22 protein-coding genes, 1 other RNA gene and 1 pseudogene are annotated in these 23,204 nt (G+C 45.2%); 14 read left to right on the forward strand and 10 right to left on the reverse strand.

All coding sequences use genetic code 11. The annotated features are described in order from the left end of the window. The first annotated feature begins 106 nt into the window (after positions 1-106). From ONZ52_RS23385 to ONZ52_RS23395, 4 genes are read left to right on the forward strand one after another with little or no spacing between them, the layout of a single operon-like run. Entirely contained in the window at positions 107-1,249 is a 1,143-nt protein-coding gene (locus ONZ52_RS23385; protein WP_265220973.1) for a succinylglutamate desuccinylase/aspartoacylase family protein, read from the forward strand. Positions 1,250-1,306: 57 nt separating this feature from the next. After that, positions 1,307-3,478: an ATP-dependent helicase gene (locus ONZ52_RS23390; protein ID WP_265220974.1), complete on the forward strand. Its 2,172-nt coding sequence runs from the start codon at positions 1,307-1,309 to the stop codon at positions 3,476-3,478. Continuing rightward, entirely contained in the window at positions 3,432-3,614 is a 183-nt protein-coding gene (locus ONZ52_RS25105) for a hypothetical protein (protein WP_346433255.1), read from the forward strand. The genes ONZ52_RS23390 and ONZ52_RS25105 overlap by 47 nt, the downstream gene beginning before the upstream one ends. Before the next feature lie 10 nt (positions 3,615-3,624). Beyond that, positions 3,625-4,581, forward strand: coding sequence for an isopenicillin N synthase family dioxygenase (locus ONZ52_RS23395; RefSeq protein ID WP_265220975.1), 957 nt, complete (start codon positions 3,625-3,627; stop codon positions 4,579-4,581). A 73-nt stretch (positions 4,582-4,654) separates the two neighbouring features. Here ONZ52_RS23395 and ONZ52_RS23400 read toward each other — a convergent pair whose 3' ends face one another. From ONZ52_RS23400 to ONZ52_RS23420, 5 genes are all read right to left on the reverse strand, one after another. Beyond that, positions 4,655-5,185, reverse strand: coding sequence for a class II glutamine amidotransferase (locus ONZ52_RS23400; protein ID WP_265220976.1), 531 nt, complete (start codon positions 5,183-5,185; stop codon positions 4,655-4,657). 35 nt (positions 5,186-5,220) lie between these two features. Beyond that, positions 5,221-5,439 (reverse strand): class II glutamine amidotransferase domain-containing protein, encoded by a 219-nt coding sequence (locus ONZ52_RS23405; protein ID WP_265220977.1) that lies wholly within the window; start codon positions 5,437-5,439, stop codon positions 5,221-5,223. Between the two features lie 82 nt (positions 5,440-5,521). Further along, complete coding sequence (locus tag ONZ52_RS23410) at positions 5,522-7,189, reverse strand: methyl-accepting chemotaxis protein (RefSeq protein WP_265220978.1); 1,668 nt, start codon at positions 7,187-7,189, stop codon at positions 5,522-5,524. Between the two features lie 287 nt (positions 7,190-7,476). Then, on the reverse strand, positions 7,477-7,884 hold the full coding sequence (gene hisI / locus ONZ52_RS23415; RefSeq protein WP_265220979.1) for a phosphoribosyl-AMP cyclohydrolase: 408 nt from the start codon (positions 7,882-7,884) through the stop codon (positions 7,477-7,479). A gap of 58 nt (positions 7,885-7,942) precedes the next feature. Then, the gene (locus ONZ52_RS23420; protein ID WP_265220980.1) at positions 7,943-8,821 is read right to left on the reverse strand and encodes a 6-carboxytetrahydropterin synthase; all 879 of its coding nucleotides are present in this window, start codon (positions 8,819-8,821) and stop codon (positions 7,943-7,945) included. Positions 8,822-9,031: 210 nt separating this feature from the next. On the opposite strand from ONZ52_RS23420, the gene ffs reads away from it, so the two are divergent. The 8 genes from ffs (at position 9,032) to umuC (ending at position 13,700) form a co-directional block, all read left to right on the forward strand. Next, positions 9,032-9,128: signal recognition particle sRNA small type (gene ffs, locus ONZ52_RS23425), an RNA gene on the forward strand. A gap of 409 nt (positions 9,129-9,537) precedes the next feature. Next, positions 9,538-9,678, forward strand: coding sequence for a hypothetical protein (locus ONZ52_RS23430; RefSeq protein WP_265220981.1), 141 nt, complete (start codon positions 9,538-9,540; stop codon positions 9,676-9,678). 130 nt (positions 9,679-9,808) lie between these two features. Next, on the forward strand, positions 9,809-9,961 hold the full coding sequence (locus ONZ52_RS23435) for a hypothetical protein (protein ID WP_265220982.1): 153 nt from the start codon (positions 9,809-9,811) through the stop codon (positions 9,959-9,961). Between the two features lie 123 nt (positions 9,962-10,084). Continuing rightward, positions 10,085-10,381, forward strand: coding sequence for a type II toxin-antitoxin system YafO family toxin (locus tag ONZ52_RS25640; protein ID WP_487349008.1), 297 nt, complete (start codon positions 10,085-10,087; stop codon positions 10,379-10,381). 405 nt (positions 10,382-10,786) lie between these two features. After that, a complete protein-coding gene (locus ONZ52_RS23445; protein WP_265220984.1) occupies positions 10,787-11,251 on the forward strand; it encodes a helix-turn-helix domain-containing protein in 465 nt (154 codons plus the stop codon). 9 nt (positions 11,252-11,260) lie between these two features. Next, entirely contained in the window at positions 11,261-11,815 is a 555-nt protein-coding gene (locus ONZ52_RS23450) for a PIN domain-containing protein (protein ID WP_265220985.1), read from the forward strand. 168 nt (positions 11,816-11,983) lie between these two features. Beyond that, positions 11,984-12,430, forward strand: a complete 447-nt coding sequence (gene umuD, locus ONZ52_RS23455; protein WP_265220986.1) for a translesion error-prone DNA polymerase V autoproteolytic subunit — start codon at positions 11,984-11,986, stop codon at positions 12,428-12,430. Further along, complete coding sequence (gene umuC, locus ONZ52_RS23460; protein ID WP_265220987.1) at positions 12,417-13,700, forward strand: translesion error-prone DNA polymerase V subunit UmuC; 1,284 nt, start codon at positions 12,417-12,419, stop codon at positions 13,698-13,700. The genes umuD and umuC overlap by 14 nt, the downstream gene beginning before the upstream one ends. Positions 13,701-13,886: 186 nt before the next feature. Here umuC and ONZ52_RS23465 read toward each other — a convergent pair whose 3' ends face one another. From ONZ52_RS23465 to rne, 4 genes are all read right to left on the reverse strand, one after another. Beyond that, entirely contained in the window at positions 13,887-14,186 is a 300-nt protein-coding gene (locus tag ONZ52_RS23465) for a sodium-independent anion transporter (protein WP_265220988.1), read from the reverse strand. Further along, positions 14,128-15,540, reverse strand: coding sequence for a SulP family inorganic anion transporter (locus ONZ52_RS23470; protein WP_265220989.1), 1,413 nt, complete (start codon positions 15,538-15,540; stop codon positions 14,128-14,130). The genes ONZ52_RS23465 and ONZ52_RS23470 overlap by 59 nt, the downstream gene beginning before the upstream one ends. A 122-nt stretch (positions 15,541-15,662) precedes the next feature. Next, positions 15,663-16,451, reverse strand: a complete 789-nt coding sequence (locus ONZ52_RS23475; RefSeq protein ID WP_265220990.1) for a hypothetical protein — start codon at positions 16,449-16,451, stop codon at positions 15,663-15,665. 53 nt (positions 16,452-16,504) lie between these two features. Continuing rightward, positions 16,505-18,850 carry a ribonuclease E gene (gene rne / locus ONZ52_RS23480; protein WP_428981201.1) on the reverse strand — a complete coding sequence of 782 codons (2,346 nt, stop codon included), beginning with the start codon at positions 18,848-18,850 and terminating at the stop codon, positions 16,505-16,507. A gap of 472 nt (positions 18,851-19,322) precedes the next feature. Between rne and rluC the strand changes: the two are divergent. Further along, positions 19,323-20,294: pseudogene (gene rluC, locus ONZ52_RS23485) on the forward strand (23S rRNA pseudouridine(955/2504/2580) synthase RluC). A gap of 51 nt (positions 20,295-20,345) precedes the next feature. Here rluC and ONZ52_RS23490 read toward each other — a convergent pair. Further along, a complete protein-coding gene (locus ONZ52_RS23490; protein WP_265220992.1) occupies positions 20,346-22,247 on the reverse strand; it encodes a HAMP domain-containing methyl-accepting chemotaxis protein in 1,902 nt (633 codons plus the stop codon). A gap of 421 nt (positions 22,248-22,668) precedes the next feature. Between ONZ52_RS23490 and ONZ52_RS23495 the strand changes: the two genes are divergently transcribed. Next, on the forward strand, positions 22,669-23,190 hold the full coding sequence (locus tag ONZ52_RS23495) for a MarC family protein (RefSeq protein WP_265220993.1): 522 nt from the start codon (positions 22,669-22,671) through the stop codon (positions 23,188-23,190). Positions 23,191-23,204 lie beyond the last annotated feature (14 nt).

The raw sequence follows: 23,204 nt of genomic DNA on the forward strand, positions 1-23,204 counted from the left end.
TTACAGCCTTTATTTAAGGAATTGGTTTTTATTAAAAATGGGTTTTAGCGTACCATGTTGCAGGCTCAATTTGGGCGAATGTTTCACGGCTTTTTTGCGAGGTGTTATGTCTTATCAAATTTACTCTCATATATTACCGAGCGCGACACCGAGTACCCAGCGAATTTTAAAGGCCCATCATTTTGGTGAAACCGGCGCGCGCCCTAAAGTCTATTTTCAGGCGGGTTTGCATGCCGATGAATGGCCCGGTTTTTTGGTGCTGAATACCTTGTTAAGAAAGCTGAAAGCAGCCGACGATAAGGGCTTGATTCAAGGGGAAATTGTCATTGTCCCCGTGGCGAACCCGATTGGCTTGGCGCAAAATTTTCATGGTTATATCCCAGGACGCTTTGCGTTCTCTGATGGTGGCGGCAATTTTAATCGTAACTGGCCGCAGTTGGGGGCAAAAGTCGAAAAGCGCATCAAAGGCGACGTGACTGGTGATATTGAACGTAACATTGATCTGGTTCGCCAAGCGATTCATGAGGAATTGGCCTTGTTGCCAGAAACTACCGAGTTGCAAGGCATGAAGAAAAATTTGCTGGCCTTGTCGATGGGAGCGGATGAAATTATTGATTTGCACTGCTCCGGTGAAGCCAGCATGCACGCCTACGTTGCGCAAGAATTTGAAGGTCACTTTAAACCGTTATTGGCGCTATTGGGTGCAAAAGTGGGCTTGTCTGAGTTGGAAACGGGCGCCGCTTCGTTTGATGAAACCAATGTCAGCGTATGGCGTGATTTAAAGGCCCACTATGCGCATTTGATTCCTTGGGGAAGTCGTTCTTTAACGGTAGAATTGCGTGGTGAAAATGATATATCCAACGAGTTTGCCGAACAAGATGCGCAAGCTTTATTTGATTATCTTGTGTTGCGAGACGTAATCGCTGGCAAAACGCCATCGATTGATGACAGCGAAGTCGAATATTACCCACTGGATGCCATGGACTTAGTCAAAGCGCCCTGTGCAGGTATTGTGTGTTACCACAAGGCGATTGGCGAAGAAGTGGAAGCGGGCGAGGTGATTGGTGAAGTGGTCAATCTAATGGACGATGACGTGGAAACGTCGAGCTATCCTTTAATAGCGCGTACAAATGGCGTATTTTTCGCTCGCGTGCAGCGTCGCTTAGTGGTGTGTGGCGAATCGATTGCAAAAATCGCTGGCAAAGAACACCTCGCCTTTCGTGAAATTGGTAAACTCTTTGAAGATTAAAATAGGTTCGATGTTCGTCATCCATTTCCCCATTGTACAAGACTAGGCAAGATTATTTTGACACAGGTTCAGCCCAATACGGAGGTGACTACCTCGTTAACCGATGAGCAAACGCTTGTTGTAAATCATGATCTCGCCACACCCGCGAAAGTGATTGCCGTCGCGGGTGCGGGCAAAACCACGACCTTAATTTCTCGCATTGAGCATTTGTTGGCTCAGGGTGTGGACCCGTCTCATATCGGCGTGTTTATGTTCAACAAAAGTGCGCAGGAAGAGTTCTCTGAGCGTTTGAGTAAGCGACTCATGACAGCTGGACATTTCCGCTCTCCCAGTGTGATGACTTTTCATGCGTTTGGCATGAAATTTTGTCGTCGCTTGGAACAGCAAGGTTGGCTGGCTTCTGCAAAGCTCGTTACCGACGATTTCAGCTTAGTGAAAATGTTACGTGAGGCCCTACAGCGTCTGATTCGCAATGGCGAAAAAATTGCCATTTTGGATGAAAAAGATTGGTTAGAAGACGTGCTGTTATTTGTTGATCAAGTGAAAGCATCACATCAACCTGCGCAGATTGTGTTTGAAGCCTTAGGTTGGTCAAACGAACGTAAGTTTTTCCCCGCGCTCTACAACGAGTTAGAAAAGCTGCGTAAGCGTAATAATATTCGCTTTTTTGCCGATTTGCTCAGTGATCCCTATGAGCTAATCAGCGAATTAGGAGAGCCTGAGCGAGTGAGAGTTCGTGGCTTGGTGCCGGATTTTCGTTACTTATTAATTGACGAGTTTCAAGACATCAACCCTTGCCAATATGAGCTACTAAAATTGCTTTATCCTATGCCTTGTCAATGGATGATTGTGGGCGATGTGCAGCAATGTATTTATGAATGGCGCGGTGCCAGCCCAGAGATTATGGCGAGCCAGTTTGATCAGGATTTTGGTCATGTGGTGACCTATCCATTGAGCACCAGTTTTCGTTTTGGTCATGCGGTCGGTTTAATGGCGTCGAGTGTGATCAGTGAAAATGATCCAGACGCCTTGGTGATTGGTGCTGGTGCGCGTACGCGTGTGTCTTTTGCCCGCGCACCGAAAACAGGTAAGGCGTTATTGGGTGAGCTAAAAGCGTGGGTCGATGAAGGACGGGCATTGAGCGATACCGCGGTATTGGTGCGTTTGTATAGCGACATGGTGCCAGTACAGTTGGCTCTGATGCACAAAGGCGTGCCGTATCAATTACACGGTGACTCTCCACTGTTGGAAAATCGCCAGATTCGTATGCTGATGGCGTATCTTGCCGTTATTGCAGGTGGCTTGGAAAGTCCAAGCACGTTTTTTCACCCCGATGATATTGAGTATCTATTAACGGTACCCAGTCTTGGTGGTGCCATGGCGCAACGCAAAACCTTGATCCAACAAGCCAAGCAATCACCGCATTTGTTGCCGCAGATTATTGAATCCGTGGCGGATGCAACGGACGGTTGGCGTGCGAAAAAACTCTATGAGCGTGCTGACTGGTTGCGCAGTTTAAACATCTATCGTACCGATCCAGCGCAAGGTTTGGCGCACACTTTGGAGAAATTGGGCATTTATCGCTACTTTGAAAGTACCAGCAGCAAAGACATTCAGACCCAAGAAAAGATAGCCACTTGCGATGCCTTTATGGCCTATGTGCGCGGGGTGGGTGGCGATGCCAAATCGATTTTAGAGCAGCTTGCTACGTTGAACGAAAAACAAACCGATGACAGTCACGGCGTGCACTTGATGACGATTCATAAATCGAAAGGTTTGGAGTTTGATCAGGTGTTACTGTCCGGCTTACAAGAAGGGCGCTTTCCTTACTATGATGAAGATTTGAGCGCCATAGATAAGCAAGCTGCCAGTGATTTGGCGTCTGAGCGTCGTCTCTTTTACGTGGCCATCACGCGCGCCAAACAGAAGCTTGTTTTGCTAGAAACGCCCAGTGCCGACGAGCATAAACGCATGAAGCAGGGCGACATTCCCCGCGTGGCATTAAAAAGTTTATCCTTATCGCGTTTTGTATTCGAATCTCAGCCCTATGCCGTGAGTCGGATTTGTGAGGCGTGGTATGAAGATAAGACTGGCACGCAAATTGATACAGAAAAAGGTTCGGTGTTTCAGCGTTATTTAAACGCGGTTGATCCTTCCCCATCACTGACTTTTCGTCATCGGATTGAAGGCCAAAATCTCTTACAACCTGAGCGACAAGGTCCGCCATGACCAATTTGGTCAGGGCGTTGTCGTAAGACAAGAGCGAGACGCCAAGCAAATGATTTTTGTGGATTTTGGCGAAATGGGTTTAAAACGCTTTAATCCCAAGCACACACAACTTATTAAACTGTCTTCCAGAGCCTAAGGAACACTGAATGTCCATTCCATTGATTGATTTATCCAAGCTGACCCACGAGAGTGAATCTGTTCGTCAAACTGAAATAAACACCCTAGACAAAGCGTGTCGAGAAATTGGTTTCTTTTATCTCATCAATACAGGCATTCCGACAGAATTGATGTCGGCGTTAATGCGTGAAGCCAAGCGATTTTTTAATCAGCCGCAAGAGGTTAAAAATCGCATCGATATTAAAAACAGCATTAACCATCGCGGTTACGGCAATATCGGTGAAGAGCAACTGGACGAAATTGGTCATGCCGACTGGAAAGAAACCTTTGATATGGCATTGGATTTTCCTAAGGACCATCCTTTGGTGGCAAAATACCCCACCATGTACGGGCCAAATCAAAATCCAAGCGACCCGACAACCGTTGAAGTATTGCAAGAATACTATGTAAAAGCGTTCCAAGTGGCACAAACGTTACTAACGGCCATGGCACAAGCGTTGTCGTTGGACGATGATTTCTTCACTCGTTGTTTTAAAGATCATGTTACCGTTTTACGAATGATTCATTATCCACCACGTCCAGCCAGCGACCATGACAATGGCGCAGGAGCTCACACAGACTACGGTTGCGTAACCTTACTGCTACAAGATCAGGTTGGTGGCTTGCAGGTGAAAAACCGCAAGGGAGCGTGGGTAGATGCGACGCCTATCGCCGATGCGCTGGTGGTGAATATTGGCGATTTGATGCAACGTTGGACCAATGATGAATACGTTTCGACAGCTCACCGCGTGCGCGCGTCTTTGCCAGATGTGCATCGTTACTCCTTCCCATTTTTTGTGGAGCCAGATTACGAAACCAAGGTTGCGTGTGTGCCGAGTTGCGCTACCGCAGACAAACCTGCTAAATACGACGCTATTTTGAGTGGTGATTGGATTCAGTCACGCTTTGATGCGACTTACGCCTATCGAGAAAAAGAGAGCGCATAAGCTCTTAGCAAACAGGCGTTTAGCAAAAGCGCGGTCCTGACCTAAAAAATACCTATACGATGAAAAATGACCGCTAGGCGGTCATTTTTAGTAATTCGGGTAACGGTTGAATTTGGTAGTTTTGTCCTTTGATTTTGGCAATGTGTCCCGCTGGAACTTGTGTCCAACTGTCGCTGCAATGGTCGAGGGGTTCTGAGCCAATTACTGTGTGTTTTGCAAATTGCTTGCAGTATAAGCTTGGTGCTTGTTCATCGCTAGAAAATCGAATAGCGGTGATTTCTTCCCCATCTGAAAAAACCGCTGTGAAGCGCAAAGGGTCTTTGATGTTCTTCTGTTTCATCATCCCTAGAATTTGAGCTAGAGTCACTTCTATGGCTTTTTCTGGATTATCTTCGAGTCCATTAGCGATCATCAATAAGAAAATGACTTCTGAGTCTGTCGCGCCATGTCGATGGCAATAAAGGTGCTCCGGAATCAAGCGATCTAGTTGCCAACGAAGAAATTCATAGCCGCCAATTTGTCCGTTGTGCATGAATAGCCAGTTTTTATAGCTGAATGGATGGCAGTTTGAACGGTTGGTTTCTGTGCCGGTAGAAGAGCGCACATGGGCAAAGAATAGGCCGCTTTTGATGTGCTTTGCTAAGCTTTTAAATTGCTGTCACTCCACGCTGGTAACACTTCATGGTAGAGGCCGTGTTCTTCTCGTTCATCGTACCAGCCCAACCCAAACCCATCGGCGTTTACGGTAACCTCCGACTTTCTGGCGCTTAGACTTTGATGAATTAAAGAATGCTCTTGTTTAAAAAGCAACGACTCAAGATAAACAGGTTCACCTTGATACGCCATCCAACGACACATGATTTTCTCCTAGGAATGAAAGCAAAAGGAAGCAACGAGTTGCTTCCTTCATGGTAATCTAATCTTCTCTTTTTCAGTAGATCTAGACTTTGAAATAGCTGATTTTCGCGGACAATTGTGTTGCCAATGTTGCTAATTGATCCGCAGAGTTACTAATAGCATGAATGGATTTGGTAGTGCGTGATGCGATGTCGTTGATATTGGCAACATTGCGACTGACTTCTGCTGTCACCGATGCTTGCTCTTCAGCGGTGGCTGAGATGCGATCATTCATATCACGAATCTTAGACACAGATTGGTTAATGTTTTTAAGTGATTCTTCTTCATGCTTCACTTGGCTCACCGCATCGGTAGAGCGCTGGTGACTAGACGTCATGGCTTTTACCGCAGAGGCTGTTCCTGTTTGTAAGAGGCTGATCATTTTTTCAATTTCTTGTGTAGCATTCTGAGTGTTTTGAGCTAAATGACGCACTTCATCGGCCACGACAGCAAAGCCACGACCTTGCTCACCAGCACGGGCTGCTTCTATCGCCGCATTAAGCGCAAGTAAGTTGGTTTGCTCTGCAATACCAAGAATCACGTTGAGAATATTGCTGATTTCCTTGGTGTTGCTCTGTAGTTCATTAATGGTGCTTGCCGAAGTGGATATTTCAGCCGCCAACTCTTGGATGCTTTGAATGGTTTTCGTGACGATGATCGTACCCTCATTGGCGGCTGTCTCAGCAGTATGAGCCGCTTGACTGGCGTCATTAGTGGATTCGGAAACATGCACGGCGGTGGCTTGTATCTCTTGTACGGCTTGTGAAATAAAGTTGGTTTCTTCCTGCTGACGATCCACCATTTCGGAGGACTCATCCGTGATACGGTTTAAGTCATTTGCAGCACTGGTCAGCATGGAACTTGATTCCGCGACATCGTGTAAAATACTGCGTAACTGAACCACCAGTTTATCCATAGCGATTTCTAATAGACCAATTTCGTCAGTGCGTTTGCTGGTTACCTTAGGCTCAACCAACTCGCCTGAGGCAATTTCTTCTGCGCGACGTACGGCTCGAATTAAGGGTCTACAAATACCGTTCACTATGATAATGCTGATGAGAATACCGGCGGTAATTAACACTGCCGCTAAGACACCACTGGCATAAATCGTTTGGTCTAATTTGCGGTTTTGGTTTTCGGCAACGAGGGTGTTGTATTCATTAATAGACGTGATGATTTCTTCCATCTGTTGATTGACTGCGATTAGGCTGTCGTCGGCGGCACGTCGAGACTTACCGGCTTTCATGGTATTAAGTTTAACCCACCAGCTGTAGGTTTCCGTGCTGGCTTCAAGAAACACGGCTTGCTGTTCTTCTAAGGTGGATATTTGCGCTAAAAGGTTATTTAAACCGTCATTCACTGGCATGGTGGCAAGAATGCCTTTTACGTTTTCGATGCTGGTTAACAGCTCATTGGTATAAGTTTTGAATTTCTCTTCTGATTCGGCAATTTGCTCCGTGCCATAACCGCCAATGGATTTAGCAATGGACACTTGGAAAAAACCGCGCTCAAACTCTACTGATTGTTGCAGTAGTAATTGACGGCTTTTTTCTAGGTTTCTCATCAGTTCCAAGCTTTGTGAAGAAAGGTCTTGTAGTTTTGCTGAAACGGATTTGCTTGATAAGGCAGAGCTTACGCTAATGCCAACGATGACCAATGAGAAGAGGGCGATGAGAGCGAGTATTTTAGTACGTACAGACAGGTTTAGCATACTTAATCCAATGAGTTAATCGTGTTGGTCGGTATCTCTTGTCCAGCAATACTTATGCCAATCAAGTTGCAATATTGTGCGTGTTTTGCGCCGTTTCGCGAAAAAAATGGCAAACTGTTTACAGGATTTGAGAATATTTGATAAAGCGTGTTGCATTACTAATCTGTTCTAATCGCGACATTGTATGAAATGTGCAAAAAACTATATCGCACTAAGATAACGCAAAGTTAAGTAGGAAGCATAGTGATATTTTATCATTATGCCCCATTATATGTGCATTTCTTGTTTTAACAAAGAGGGGCTGAGCCGATAACCACATTTTCGCCATCGACAGTGAAGAAAAAGCAATCACGACGGTTGGTGTGGCAAGCTGGACCTTGTTGATCCACTTTTACCAAAATAGCATCACCGTCGCAGTCAAAGGACATAGAAACCAGTGTCTGGCGATGACCAGAGCTTTCGCCCTTACGCCAGTAGGTTTGGCGAGAACGAGACCAATAACACACCTGGCCTGTCTCCAAGGTTTCACGAATGGACTTCTCATTCATGTAGGCCAACATGAGTACTTCGCCCGTATCATGTTGCTGTGCAATGGCCGCGATCAAGCCATGCTCGTCTGTTTTTAAATTGGCTAACACCGTGTCTAGAGAGAGTGTTTCGCCTTTGGCGAGATGTTCGTAGTCTTTTAAACTCATACCGTTACCTATTCTAATGAAGGCGATTCACGTAATGCTCACATCTGGGGCGTATTGGCTAAGCGGATACCTTATGCTCTGAAATAGCGCCTTTGCCGATGCCTTCAAAGCCATGAGCTTCAATGTGCGTTCCTGGGTTTTCCTTCGCGAGCACATCGGCAATATGTGCTGAAAGCGACTCCACTGTGGTATCACAGTCGAGCATGTAAACTTGATTGCTGTCGATTTTTAGCTCAAACAATCCTTGCTGGCTGGTGTAACGGAAACAGTGATAATTCACGCTGTTTTCTGTGATCTCTCTGTCTAAGTCTTCTTGAGTGCCTAGGTAGATATCTTCCCAACGCTTAGCCCAATCGTGTTCCATGGCGGCGTTGCGCACACCATCGGCGTAAATCTCAACGGTAGAGCGGTGGCCGTGAGCAATACGCTGACAATTACCAGCGTGTTTTTTCAAGCCATGGCTGTATTGGTATTGCGCGCCAGTGATGTGCTCTGGTGTAAAACGCACGCTTACTGCTTCTAACTCAGCAGGAAGTAGGTTCAATATTTGTGCTTCAACCCACTTGGCAACGGCGTCTGGTGTGACTTCGGCCATGGGTAATACGCAAATGGCTTGAGTTGGCGCGTCACACTGAAACACACGTTTGTCGTCAGCGGCTTCTTTACTGTGATCAAAGAGAAAAGCAACACGATCATTCGCTAATGGCGTGAGCATAGAACCATCATGCTCGGCAGGAATCGCCAACATATGATCAATATTGTCATCCAGCCATTTCTTGATTTGTTTTTTCACGATACCGAAATCACAAATCATGCTCTCATCGTTTAACTTACCCGTCAGCACAATGTCTGTCTGCCAGCTTTCGCCCAACAAACCACGCTTGGCATCAAAATAGGAAAAATCCACGTGGGTCAGGTTCTTTACAAATAGCTTCAACTCGCTACTCCTATGATTCTTAATGGCGCGTATCTTACCGTAAATATAAGCCGCGTTATAGCTCGACACGAAAAGCAACAGAGTAGAGAAAGTGTAAGGAAGGGCGACAATCGATAAGTATATGAAAATACATAAGAAAGGCGGTTGATATTTCGAATTGGCTGCGTATAATTGCGTCCCAAGGTCAACAAGCCTCCTTTATGGTGTCTCTGCTGGTCCCCTCGCAACGATAAACCGTTAATCTGGTCAGGTCCGGAAGGAAGCAGCCACAGCGGTGGACTTGTGTGCCGAGGTGCGGCTGGTAGAGATGCCACCTTAATCTCCCCAATGTTCTAAATTCTTCTTTTTACTTCAATACTTACTTCATTCCTTAGCGTTTCTACAAAACTCTTTTGATGCATTGTTACGCCTTTTGGTGTTGTCACACCGACTTGAACCTGCCTTGTTCCTCACTTCTGAACCTAAACAATATCACTTGTAAGGCACGATAAGCGAAGCGCAATCTGCCGCACAAACCATTTTTTATCTGATCCCGATAGATTTTTATCCAGCGTAAACCCATCACCATACGCACCATAGAGCATTGGTGTCAAAGCCTCAGCGACGACGTTGTCATCAAGTTCACCAGCCACGACATACGCAAACTCGCCCGCGACAGTTAGCACGAAAAGAAGAGCAGGGATCGACTGGGCTTTCTGATAATGGAAAGAGGGGAAATGCGACTCAACCACGAACGCGACGGACTGGACAAACACTACATGCACACCCATTCGAGAGAGCAGATGCGCAAAGCGCTGGGGGAGTGGGGCTTTAAGCTAAAAAATATTATTGTGCCGCTGTTTTATGAAATTATGTAGGTGATTGATCTGTATAGTAATCGCGCTATATTGTACGAAACAGCACATAGTTGATCTTTGCCAACATGATAATTTGAGTTTACAATAAGATTTTGACGATGATGTCATAATTTCATTGAGGTTTATTAACATGCCTTTACCTAAAGCAAGACAAGAAAAGCCAAAAGCGACCGCGAAAGACGTTAAGTCTGCTGCTGCCGTTGGTGACGCTGTGTTTGCTTACTTCCAAAAGCACGGCAAGTTTCCTACTTCTAAAGAGCAACTGAAACCAGCTAAGGGTTAACTTGGCGATTGTACAGACAGCCTCTATTTTTAGAATGGCTCCTGACTGGGAGCTTCACAAAAATACTTTTGAATCCTACAAGCTTAATGGTGAACAGCCAGATTTTTATGGTCGTGACGCATCATTGAGTCACCCTTATGTTCATCATATACACCTCGCTCAAACCAAGAGTTAGCCAACCTTTGGGCTAAACGACACCCTAGAATTGATCAGGTCTATTATCGCACTACTCGAATGGGTGATCCTGACAATGATTATTGGCTGATTTATGCCTTTGATGATTTTGAAGAGAAGTATCTGTTGTTAACCATTTTAGGGCCAGATGCCCACAACAACGCGCAATGGCGTGCTTATCTTACAAGCCTTTACACGCAATTTGTGCAGCCTTGGATCAATGGCAAGTTGGATGATGTTGTTTAGCTTTCTAACAGTTCTTTTGCCATATTTTCAATATTTAATATGAATTTGGGGGCAGATGAAAAATTGATTGTAAACGACGCTGCCAAATCCTTTTTTCATAGCAGAAAGCATCGCTGTCGTACCCGCCACCGACATCACTGCCATGAGCCAAACTATCCGAAACTACCAGCAACAAGCCGTCCGAATTCAAACCAACCCCGCATGGGTCGACCAAACCATCGAATGCGTTAAAAGCGCTATGCCCGTCTTTGTTGTTTTTTCGAATGTATAAAGTCTAGATCAAAAACACTTAAGTGAAATAACTGAAAAAAACATGGATGTTTTCAGATATTTCATTTATGTTTGGGGTTACTGAGGCTAGCTTTTAGTTTGCCTTGATAGTGTTAAGGGTGAGAGGTTACTCGAATGATGAAAACCAATTTAAATGTTGAGCCGGATACCAGTGCAATAATCAAAGCGCAGCAGTACCTGAAGCTGCATCAAGCGGATCTTGATAAGTTAAAAATTGATGTGTTACTTAAAAATGGTCAAAAAGCTGAATTTGAATTGCCCAAATTGACGCTTGATGCACTTGTTCAAGTGTTAGGTCAATTGGCTAAGGATGGCGATGATCAGTTTTTTGAACAGCAGGTTGACTTGGAGAAAATGGTGAGTCCTGCTGTGGCGGCTAAGTTTCTTGGAATGTCACGACCAAAAGTAACAGGTTATATTTTGGCTGGGCAAATTCCATCTATGAAGGTAGGCACTCATCATCGTGTAAAAATGGCAGATGTCTTGTTATTTAAGGAGAAGCTTTCTAGTGCTAAGGGGTCAAGAGAAGAGACTCTTAGTTTAATTGCCAACTTTGAGCAAGAGTCAGATTCTATGTAAGGGGTTGTTATGGATGATAAAATTTTGCTGGATGCAAATACCCTATATTCACAACCATTGAGGATGATGCTTCTTAATTTGATGCAGTTAGATGGGTGTACTACTCAGTTTTTTTGGACTGATAAGATAGATGCCGAATGGTCTAATGCTTTAATTCGTAGGCATCCCGAAAGCAAAGACGTCATTATTAAGCAGGTATATTCGATTAAGGCATCCTTTTTCGATCGCTATGTTTTAGGTTACGAGCCATTAATAAATCAGCTTGACCTTCCTGATCCAGATGATCGTCATGTTCTTGCTGCTGCAGTAAAAACGGGTTGTAATATTATTGCGACAGATAACATTAAAGACTTTCCGGCAAAATTATTGGCTGAGTATGGTATTAGAACGATGACAAGAGACGAGTTGATGTGTTTCTTGTTCACTAAAGAAAAAGATAGTGTCATGAAAGCGTTAGATAATTTTGCACGTGTACATAAAGACCCGGAGCTTACAGTTGAAGATTTGTTAATAAAGCTTGATCGTTCAGTGCCAAGTTTTACACATTTAGTAAGAGAGTCGTGACTTAAAAATCCTGTATAGCTTTAAAAATACCACCTTCGGGTGGTTTTTTATGCCTGTTGAAAATGCTTTTGCTCTTCTGTGGAGCGCTCTTCTTACAAAAAATCATTTGGCCTTTTCCGTGATTTAAAATTATACTGTATATCCATACAGTATAATTTGGTGTTTATCATGCGTGTGACGTATCTTGGTGTGTCTGAGTCGGCGGCGTTTATCGCGGCCAACAGTGTGCGAATCCCACTTTATGTGGATTCTGTGTCGGCGGGGTTTCCTTCGCCTGCTCAGGATTTTGTTGAGAAATCGTTGGATTTGAATGCGTTTTGTGTGGCGCATCCTAATGCGACGTTTTATGTGCGTGCTCAGGGGGATTCGATGATTGATGTAGGGATTCATTCGGGTGATGTGTTGGTGGTAGACCGTTCACTAACGGCGCGACATGGGGATATTGTGATTGCCTGTATCCACGGAGAAATGACGGTGAAAACGTTAGAGTTGAAACCCAATGTGTTGCTGCGTCCGAAGAACAAAGCTTATAAGGCCATTCCTATTACCGAGGAGTCGGGGTTGGAGATTTTTGGTGTGGTCGCGGGTGTGGTTCGCAAATATGAGCGCGGCTAAGAATACGGCTTTTGCTTTGGTCGATTGCAATAATTTTTACGCGAGTTGCGAGAAGTTGTTTCGGCCTGACCTAAGGCATACGCCTGTTGTGGTGCTGTCGAACAATGATGGCTGCATCGTCGCGCGTTCTAAAGAAGCGAAAGCATTGGGTATTAAAATGGGCGTGCCCGTTTTTCAGGTTCAAGACGCGCTAAGAAAACACGGTATTGTGTGTTTTTCGTCGAATTATGCCTTGTATGCGGATATGTCGAATAGGGTGATGACCACGTTAGAAGAGGAAGCGCCGCGGCTTGAGATATATTCTATTGATGAAGCCTTTATGGATTTAACCGGTGTCGAACATGTGACAGATCTGCTGGCGTTTGCTCAACGAGTAAAAGCAAAGGTCGATAAATGGACGGGCATCACGGTTGGGGTGGGTATTGCACCCACTAAAACCTTGGCGAAGTTGGCGAATCATGCGGCAAAAAAGTACCCCGCAACGGGGTCTGTGGTGGATTTGATGAATCCAGATAGGCAAAAACGCTTGTTAGCCTTGGTCGATGTGGGTGATGTGTGGGGTGTTGGTCGTCGAACCACAGCAAAGCTCAAAGCAAAGGGTATTCATACGGCGTGGGATCTGGCGAACGTGAACGCCAAGGTGATGCGCAGTGAGTTTTCTGTGGTGATGGAGCGAACGATTCGAGAGTTGAACGGTGTGTCATGTTTGGATTTGGAGTGGGTTAGGCCTACAAAGCAGCAGATCATTTGCAGTCGATCATTTGGGCATAAAGTCACAGATAAGCGTGAACTAGGGGAGGCCATCGCCAAATATATGACCCGTGCCGCTGAGAAGTTACGTAGCGAGCAGCGTTTTTGTCGCGTGGCCAGTGTGTTTATTCGTACCAGCCCTTTTATTCCAAACGAACCGCAGTATTCCGCGTCGCTTACCGTTGAGCTGCCGAATCCAACCGATGATACACGAGACTTATTGGCGGTCGCTGAGGGTATTTTTCATCGCCTGTATCGTGCTGGTTATCGTTATGCCAAAGGTGGTGTCATGCTTACTGATTTTTATGAGCCGGGAACGGTTCAGCAAGACTTCCTGTGTGTTGATAGCACAAAAACCAATTCAAAAGCCTTAATGGGCGTCATGGATAAGATCAACCGCAGTGGCATGGGCCAGGTTTTCTTTGCTTCGCAAGGGGTGTCGCCACAGTGGGCAATGAAACGAGAGCATTTATCGCCAGCCTACACGACCAAGTGGGATGATTTGCCCAAAGTGTGGTAAAGGCTGATTCGTAAGCTTTAGCAAGCGTTTTGCTCTCATTAAGGTCATGTGGCAATAAAAAATGCCCTTATTGCCATTTGGCGATAAGGGCATTTTATGTGCATTCACAGATGGGCTTGCTCATCAAGTTGGTTATCGTTGTTGATGAACCGATATTGGCTTAAGTAAGCGCTGTTGCGTTATTCGCTAGGCGTCTTTTAGGCTTTCTACCGCCTGTGCCAACGCCGATTTTCTTGAGTCACAAAAAGCGTTGTGAGGCAAACGGCTTAATATCCCCAGTTTCTCCAAACGTTCTGTTGTTTGCCCGTTGGGACTAAAGATATACACCGCGCAATTGGCGTCTATCGCGTCTTTGATGGCGTTTTCCAGTGCTAAACCAATGGTGAGATCCATCATGGGGACAGCGCTTAAATCTAATACCACGGCTTTATAATTGTGTATGCGGTTGTGGTGCTTGGCGATGGCTTTGCTGGCGCCAAAGATCATTGGGCCAGACAGATAGAACAATAATACTTTTGCCGTCGGCTTGATCTAATAATATTTTTTCTTCTTTTGACAGGGGAATGTCGTCGTCCGCATCGCTGATCGCTTTTACATTTCCTGATTGTAAGCGGCTGAGTTTTTCGATGGTCATGATGTTGGCAATAAAGACACCAATGCCTACCGCGACCATTAAATCCACAAATACGGTAAGCGCCATAACGCCATACATGATAATAGTCGGCGATAAAGCGACTTTATGCGCGCGCTTCAGGAAGCTCCAATCGAGGATATTGATACCAACATACAATGCGATACCCGCGAGCACCGCCATAGGAATAGGGCTGATCAGTTCCGATGCGCCGAGTACGACGAGTAATAGAATGAGCGCTCTCGTGATGCCTGCAAGGGGGGATTTACCACCAGATTGTATGTTGACGACTGTGCCCATGGTCGCTCCCGCGCCAGGTAATCCACCCAACAAACCGGAAAAGAAGTTAGCGGTCCCTTGGCCGATGAGCTCTCGGTTTGAGTCGTGCTCTTTGCGCGTGAGGTTGTCGGCGATGACCGCGGTTAAGAGTGTGTCAATACAGCCTAGCGTGCCCAACACTAAACCATTAATAATGATCTCAATAAATACCGAGCGTTCAAATGTAGGCCAGTGAATAGAAGGCAAGCCAGACGGGATGACGCCGATACGGCGAACATCAGAGTCGCTGAATAGAATGACAGAAATGAGAGTAATAGTGACTAGGGCGACGAGTTGTGGTGGCACATATCGACGCCAATGTTTCGGCAAATAGAACAACACGCCTACCGTCAGTAAGCCTAAAAATAACTCGGAAAATTTAAGGTTAAGTATTAGGTTCGGTAAGGCGCTTAAGGTGCCCATTACGCCACCTGATGGTGAAGGGTGCCCCAAGAAAGGTGCAATTTGTAAAATAATCAGAATGATACCAATGCCAGACATAAAGCCTGAAATGACACTGTAGGGCATTAGGGTGATGTATTTGCCTAACTTTAGATAACCTAATGTTATTTGAAATAAACCTGCGATCATCACCACGGTAAACGCCATGGCGACGCCACCCTCAGGGCTGCTCGCCATCATGCTGGTAAGCACGGCTGTCATGATAACTGTCATTGGGCCGGTGGGTTCAGATATCAGGCTGGTCGACCCTCCAAATAGCGCGGCAAATAAGCCGACTATTATAGCTCCCCAAAGCCCTGCTTCGGCACCAGCACCTGAGGCTACGCCGAAAGCAAGCGCCAGCGGCAGTGATACAATGGCCGTGGTTGCTCCGCCAAATAAGTCGCCAGTAAGAGTCCAGTCTTTGAAGCGAGAAAAATCAATGATCATTATTTGTTTACCTGTCCGTTATCTGTCTTTAAATCAATCCTTTGAAGTAATCCATCGTAGTCTGTTACAAAAGAGCCCCCGCAGTTGCGAGTTCTTTGTATTTTTCATCAAAATGCGCTGCGTTATTCTGCGTGCGTTTCTGATGTTGTTTCTGTGTTATTGTCTTCACGAGCAATTCGAGGGTCGTTTTTAACGCGACCTGTCGATCCACGACGACGAGACGATGCTGCTTTGCGTTTTTGTTCTTGCTCTAAGCGTAGCTTTTCTTGTTGAGCTAAAATAGCAGCGGGCAATTCTACTGGCGCTTTCGCTTCAGCGTTAGCCGGTTTAGTGGCAGGTTTGCCACGTCCACGGCGAGGTGTTCGAGTCGTACGAGCGTTATTGTCCGCTGGTTCTACTGTGTTGTCTTCTTTGCTCGCTTCTGTCGTCTCAGCTTGGCTTTCAGATTGAACGTTCTCTGTCTCTACCACTGTAGTGTTAGATTGAGGTGTGTCTTCTGTCGCCACGGCAGGTTTTGCCTCTGCTTGAGTCGTTTCTGCTTGCTCTGCTACTTGGGTCGCTTCTTCTTTCGCTTCAACTGGAACGGCCACGGTTTCAGGTTGAGTGTCAGTTGTGTCTGCTGTTGGTAGCGTTACCTCAGGTGTTTCTTGTTCAATTTGCTCAATTTTTCGCATTTGAGCTTTGACCGACATCTTAGGTTTAGCAGGTTTCACCTCAGGTGCGCTGTCTTTATCTGCAACATCCTCTGCAGTTACTGACGCATCGTCTGATGGTGCTTCAACGGCTTGAGGCTTATCTTCTTCTGTTGAGGCTTTTGGCGCTTCCACAGCATCAGCTTTATTGTCTGCTTTTGTCTCCACTTCGGCTTGTACTTTTGCCTCTACTTCGGGTTTAGACGCCGCATCTTCCATTATGCTTGTTGCGTCGGTGTTTTTTGTGTCAACGGATGACGCGTCTGTTTTTTCTACTGGAGCTGTAGTCGTTGTTGATTGCGCATCAACGTTTTCAGACTCAGTGTTTTCTTGCTGTACGCTGTTGTCTTCTTTTGTGGACGACGTGAGCGACGTGAGCGACGAGAACGACGTTGAGGTTCATCACCGTTTTCGTTGTTTTCCACCTCAGCGTTTTGAGCGGCTTCAACTAGAGCGGCATCTTCTTGCTCTTGCAACTTAGCGGCTTCAAGAGCTTCTTCTTTCAGCTTACCATTACGGCGACGGTTGTCATTGCGTTCGCGTTTGCGTTCTTTAACTTCAGGAACTTCTTTCTGAGGCTGGCGTGGCGCTGCTTTTACAGCGGCTTCCTGCTTTTCAGTTCTTGGTTCTTGAGCATCCGTCTTGTTGTTGCGGTTGTTGCGACGGTTATTGTTGTTGCCTTTTGTTGCTGCTTCCGCTTGTTCACGGCGAGACTGACGAGTAGAGCGATTGTTTTCTGCTGTGCTCTGGTTGTCATCACGGTCTGCATTCTGATGCTTAACCGTACGCTTGTTGCGGTTTGTGCGATTGTTTACTGGTTTGCTTGACGCATTGCGTTCAGCTTGAGGTGCTGTGTTTGAGCTAGGTGTTGCACTCGCGGCTTTTGGCTTAGCTTTTGTTTCTGTGCTACCAAATAGAGCGGTGACAATACGTTTAAACAAACTAGGTTTGCTGGGCTGGCTCTTCGCTGATTTTGCTGTTGCTACCGTTGCTGGAGTTGTGTGCTCTGGCGCTGGTGCTTTTGGTGCAATACTTGTTACAGCCGCTTGTGCGCGCACGTTTTCGCTTGCTTTACGAGGCTCATACGGTGGCTGCTCTGGCGTTTCTACTAAGGTATAGCTGTTTTCGTTTTGAGTGATAACCGTACTGTCATCACGAATACGTTCTACTTCAAAGTGCGGTGTTTCCATATGAGGATTTGGCACAAGAATGATGTGAACGTTATTGCGTTTTTCGATTTTAGCGATATTTGTGCGTTTCTCGTTGAGCAAGAAAGTAGCGACAGACACAGGTAAAACAGCACGAATCTGAGCAGTACGTTCTTTCGAACATTCTTCTTCGATTAGGCGAAGCACAGACAGAGCGAGTGATTCTACGTCGCGGATGAAGCCTTGGCCATTACAGCGAGGACAAACGATACCACTGGTTTCGCCAAGAGAAGGGCGCAAACGCTGGCGTGACATTTCCAATAAGCCAAAGCGAGAGATGCGACCAAGTTGAACGCGAGCACGATCCGCTTCTAGCGCGTTCTTCATGCGGGTTTCAACTTCTTTCTGGTTGCGTACTGGTGTCATATCGATGAAGTCGATCACCACCAAGCCACCGATATCACGTAGACGCAATTGACGAGCAATTTCGTCTGCGGCTTCTAGGTTAGTTTGTAGCGCTGTTTCTTCAATGTCTCCGCCTTTTGTTGCGCGAGCCGAGTTGATATCGATAGAAACTAGTGCTTCTGTCGGATCGATAACAATAGAGCCGCCAGAAGGCAAGCGAACTTCACGCTGGAAAGCCGTTTCGATCTGAGTTTCGATCTGAAAGCGGTTAAACAGCGGTGTAGAATCGGTGTACATTTTAATGCGTGACTTGAAGTGTGGCATGACTTGCATGACAAAGTTAATCGCGTCTTGATACGCGTTTTTCTCGTCAATTAACACTTCACCGATGTCTTCACGTAGGTAGTCGCGAATGGCACGGATAACGATATTGCTTTCTTGGTAGATTAAGAAAGGAGCCGGTTTTTCAGAAGCGGCTTTGGTGATAGAAGACCACAGTGTATCCAGGTAATCCAAATCCCACTGAAGCTCTTCTGTTGAACGACCTACGCCGGCAGTACGAACAATTAGACCACCATTTTCTGGTGTGTTCAGACCTGACATGGCTTCTTTTAGGTGCGAACGGTCGTCACCGTCAATACGACGAGAGATGCCGCCGGCACGTGGATTGTTTGGCATAAGAACCAAGTAACGTCCAGCTAAGCTAACGAAGGTCGTCAGTGCGGCGCCTTTGTTGCCGCGTTCTTCTTTATCAACCTGAACGATGACTTCTTGGCCTTCGCTTAGTACATCTTTGATGTTGATGCGGCCATCATGGTTTGATTTTTTCGAAAAATACGTTTTGGATATTTCTTTTAATGGTAAGAAGCCGTGGCGATCAGCACCAAAATCTACGAAAGCAGCTTCTAAACTCGGTTCTATGCGAGTGATGCGGCCTTTGTAAATATTGGACTTCTTTTGTTCGCGTGAACCGGATTCTATGTCTAGATCATATAGACGTTGACCGTCTACTAGGGCGACGCGCAACTCTTCTTGTTGAGTTGCATTGATAAGCATTCTAATCATTGTATGTGTGAACTCTGTGAGCTGATTCGAAAGAGTCACAACAGTGATAGGTAACCATTAATAAATCTGACTCAGCATGAGAGCAAGTCATTCAGTCTTTTCTGGCGAGAGGAGTACGCGATTCGTTTACTTTATGTTAAACGCTTTCATGCGGTCGCTGCCGTGATCAATACCAAATAGTCTCTTTAACCGGTCTCGTTTCTTTGCCTTTTTACGAAACAACGCGAACGCGCGGTCGAGCAATTTAATGAGAGTTCCTTCCACTGAAGCGGATTTTTCCGAATCATGCGGTTTATTATTTAAGATTAACTGTTACAGAGGTAAGATAGGGGGCCAAAGTGTCGCTTCGGCAATTGTCATTCAATTCTTGCATCTTATCTTCGAGGTGTTTTGTTGCCTCTTACCCTTTGCGAATGTGAATATAACAGTAAAAACTAAGTGCTTCAATTATAAAGGAAACCAATCTTAGCTTATGTCGGACTCAGAACTTAATTTAACAGAGCGTCCCGCGGTTCGTTACGTCACGATTGACGACAATAATACGGGTCAGCGAATCGATAATTTTTTGGTTACTTTTCTCAAGGGGTTCCGAAAGGCAAGATTTACAATCTGCTAAGAAAAGGCGAAATTCGCGTCAATAAGAAGCGCACTAAACCCGATTATCGCCTTCAAAACGACGATATCGTGCGTATTGCGCCGATTGTAATTGCGCCAGAATCGGATAAGCCTGTGCTGTCTGATCGCTTAAAAAACGAGATAGAATCACGCATTGTCTATGAAGATAAAGGTTTAATTGTGATTAATAAACCTTCTGGCTTAGCGGTGCATGGTGGTAGTGGTTTGAGCTTTGGTTTGGTGGAAGTAATTCGCCAAATGCGACCATTAGAAAAATTCATTGAGCTTGTTCATCGATTGGACCGTGATACTTCTGGTCTTATCATGGTGGCGAAAAAGCGCTCGGTACTCAAAGAGTTGCATACGGCGCTACGTGAAAAAGAAGGTGTGCAAAAAACCTATTTGGCGTTGGTTTATGGTAGCTGGCCTAAGCGTAAATTACAGGTTAATGCCCCGCTACTCAAAAACGAGTTGCAATCTGGGGAACGTATTGTCCGAGTGCATACGGATGGCAAAGACAGTTTGACGCGATTTAAGTTGGTTCGACAATTTGAGGGATACAGCTTAGTTGAGTGTGAAGTCCGTCACAGGACGTACACATCAAATTCGAGTTCATACCCAGTATGCGGGTTATCCTATTGTCGGGGATGACAAGTACGCGCCAGCTGAGTCGATAAAAGAGTCAAAAGCGTTGGGGTTTAAACGCTTGTGTCTGCATGCGACGCGATTGGAGATCATGCTTAATGGTGAACGTATGTTGTTTGAAGCGCCACTTGATAAAGAATGGCAAACTCTGATGAATGAAAATTTAACGGATATTTTTTCTTAGTTCGTAAAAAAACCACCGTTTTGACGCGGTGGTTTTTTGTCAATTTTGCGCTTAAGAAATTTTGAAACGTTCGGTTAACGATTTTAGCTGATGGCTTAATGTTCTTAAGTTACTCACTGCGCGTACCGATTCTGCAGAACCTTCTGCGGTTTCATCGGCAAGCAATCGAACGTTTTCAACGCTTCGGTTAATTTCTTCTGAGACTTGGGATTGTTCTTCGGACGCGGTCGCAATTTGCAGCCCCATATCTTGCATGTAACCAACTTGTTTGCTGATGTTTGCAAAGAGTGTTAATACTTCTTTGGCTTGCTCAGCGTTACTGGTGGATAAGTCACGGCTAGTTAACATCTTCTCTAAAGAATCTTGGGCGCCGTTTTGCAATTCAATAATTAAATCTTCAATTTCTTTGGCTGAACTTTGTGTACGACTAGCGAGCCCACGAACTTCATCGGCTACAACCGCAAAGCCTCGGCCAGCTTCACCTGCACGTGCTGCTTCAATGGCAGCGTTGAGTGCCAGTAAATTGGTTTGTTCTGCTACCGCTTTTATCACTTCTAACACATTGCCAACATTGTCTGTGCGTGTTTTTAGATGTTCCATTGATTTGCTTGTGGCGGTCAAATCACTGGCAAGTGATCCAATAGAGGCGACAACACCAGATACCATTTGATTGCCTTGGTTGACTATTTTATCGGCTTCGGTAGTGGCTTCCGCTGCCGTTTCTGCATTTCGAGCGACTTCCGCAACGGTGGATGACATTTCGTTGATGGCCGTGGCTACTTGGTCGGTTTCATCTTTTTGCGACAGCATCATTTTTTGACTTTGTTTTGAAATGGTTTCTAATTGCTCACTGGTTGAGCTTAAATTTAGAACGCCAGAAACGACTTCAGAGATAAGCGTGTTCAAGGTGGTGCTCATGGTGCCAATATTGTTATAGAGCCGTCCTAACTCATCTTTTCGGTCTGTGTGCAATTGTTGTGTCAAATCACCAGAAGCGATTTTTTCGACCGCGGCCATAACTTCCTTCATTGGCGTTACTATCATGTGGCGTATAATTAGCGCGAAGAAAATCCCCATTAATATAGCAATTGCGGTGATAGCCGTCACAATAAGAGAAATTGTATTGCCGTCTTCTTTACTTCTTTGTTCTTGCAATACCGTGATTAAATCAATGTTCTTATCCATTCTGCTGGCTATTGCCATGATGTTATCTTTTGATGTCATCAGTTCATTGTTGACAGCAGGGTTACTTTTACCAAGGGTGTCATATTGACTCAACAGTGAAAGTGTCTCTTGCTTTACATTGTTTAGCTCATCAGGAACGGCTAGACGTTGAGTGGCAGCAACAATAGATTGAAAATCCGTTGTGACCAGTTTTAGGGGGATGTTTTCTTTTTTGGATACGTAAGTATTAATGGCAAAAGTAAGCGCATACCAGTTTCTAGAAATGTCTTGCGCAGAGATAAGTACGTCTGTGTCGTTACTTTGACTAAGTTGCCCTATAATGCCGCTATAATTATCAAAGATCTTGTCACGAATAACATTGGCATTGTTATCCACCGCCTCCCATTTTTGACGCGCCTCAGCTAATGTGGATATGGCTTTTTTATATTCTACAAGATCCATATCGGTTTTTTTTACGATGTCACGAATATCTGCGCCATTGTATAACGTTTTTGCTTTATCAACATACGTACTGAATATTTCGGCACGGTTGATTAAGGTGTTCTTGTCTTCGCTTGAGCCTGACAGCATGAAGCGTTCTCTTGCAAACCTTACATCAATGAGCGCATCGTCTAAATCGTTTGATAATCGAACCTTATCGGCTCGGCTAAGTAGCGTATTAACACCGGAAATTCCGGCCATTCCTACGATGAGCACGAGTATTAAAACGGACCCAAATCCTAGGCCGAGTTTGGTGCCAATTAGCCTGTTTTCTAAAAACTTCTTCATTATCTGTTTCCTTACTTGTCCAGATAGGTGGTGCGAGGGGGGTAGGGGAGGTGTTTAATTTTTACAAACTGATACAAAGTTGTATGATAACGGTTGTGTCTCCTAGTGATAATGAAGAAATGTGCACAAAATGAGATATGTTAAGTTTTGATAATATCTGACTTGATTCTACATAGTGTGCAAATGTGATTTTGCACGGAGAGGTTTTCATAGAGGGGATTATTTTTTCAAAGATAGATTTTTTTAGGACGACTTTTTCAGAGGTTGTTTTATCCTTGTTGATGAATACAATGTATTCTTTGAACTAACCCGCCTACGCTGATGTAATTAATGAGCACTGAATTTTCCATTTTGTCTGCCACCTTGTTATTTTTATTTTGTTATTGATCCGTTTGGAAATATTCCCATTTTATTATCGGTAATGAAGGGGGTGCCACAAAAACGTCAATATCAGATCGTTGTTCGAGATGGCTTGATTGGCTTAATTATACTGGTGTGCTTTTTATTTTTTGGTGCTGAGTTTTTGGCCTTACTGCATTTGGAAACCGAGTCTATTTCGATTGCCGGTGGTGTGGTGTTGTTTGTGATTGCATTGAAGATGATCTTTCCTTCGCCTTATACAAAAGACGCCGGCCCAGTGATGGAGCCTTTTATTGTTCCTATCTCAATTCCTATGTTGGCTGGGCCATCGACGTTAGCCACCTTGCTGGTCATGGTGAAAAGCTACCCAAATGATCAGCAAGACCTGCTGCTTTCAGTGGGCGCGGCATGGGGGATTTCTGTGGTGATTTTAGCCATGGCGCCTTTATTGAATCGGATACTGAAAGAAAAAGGCTTGGCCGCATTAGAGCGACTAATGGGCATGTTGTTGCTAATGATGTCGGTGCAAATGTTGGTAAATGGCGTGCGAAGTCTGTTTACTCATACCTTATCCGCTTTGTAATCAAGGCCGTGCTG

Source organism: Marinomonas rhodophyticola, assembly GCF_026113935.1.
In the GTDB taxonomy this organism is placed as follows: Bacteria; Pseudomonadota; Gammaproteobacteria; order Pseudomonadales; family Marinomonadaceae; genus Marinomonas; species Marinomonas rhodophyticola.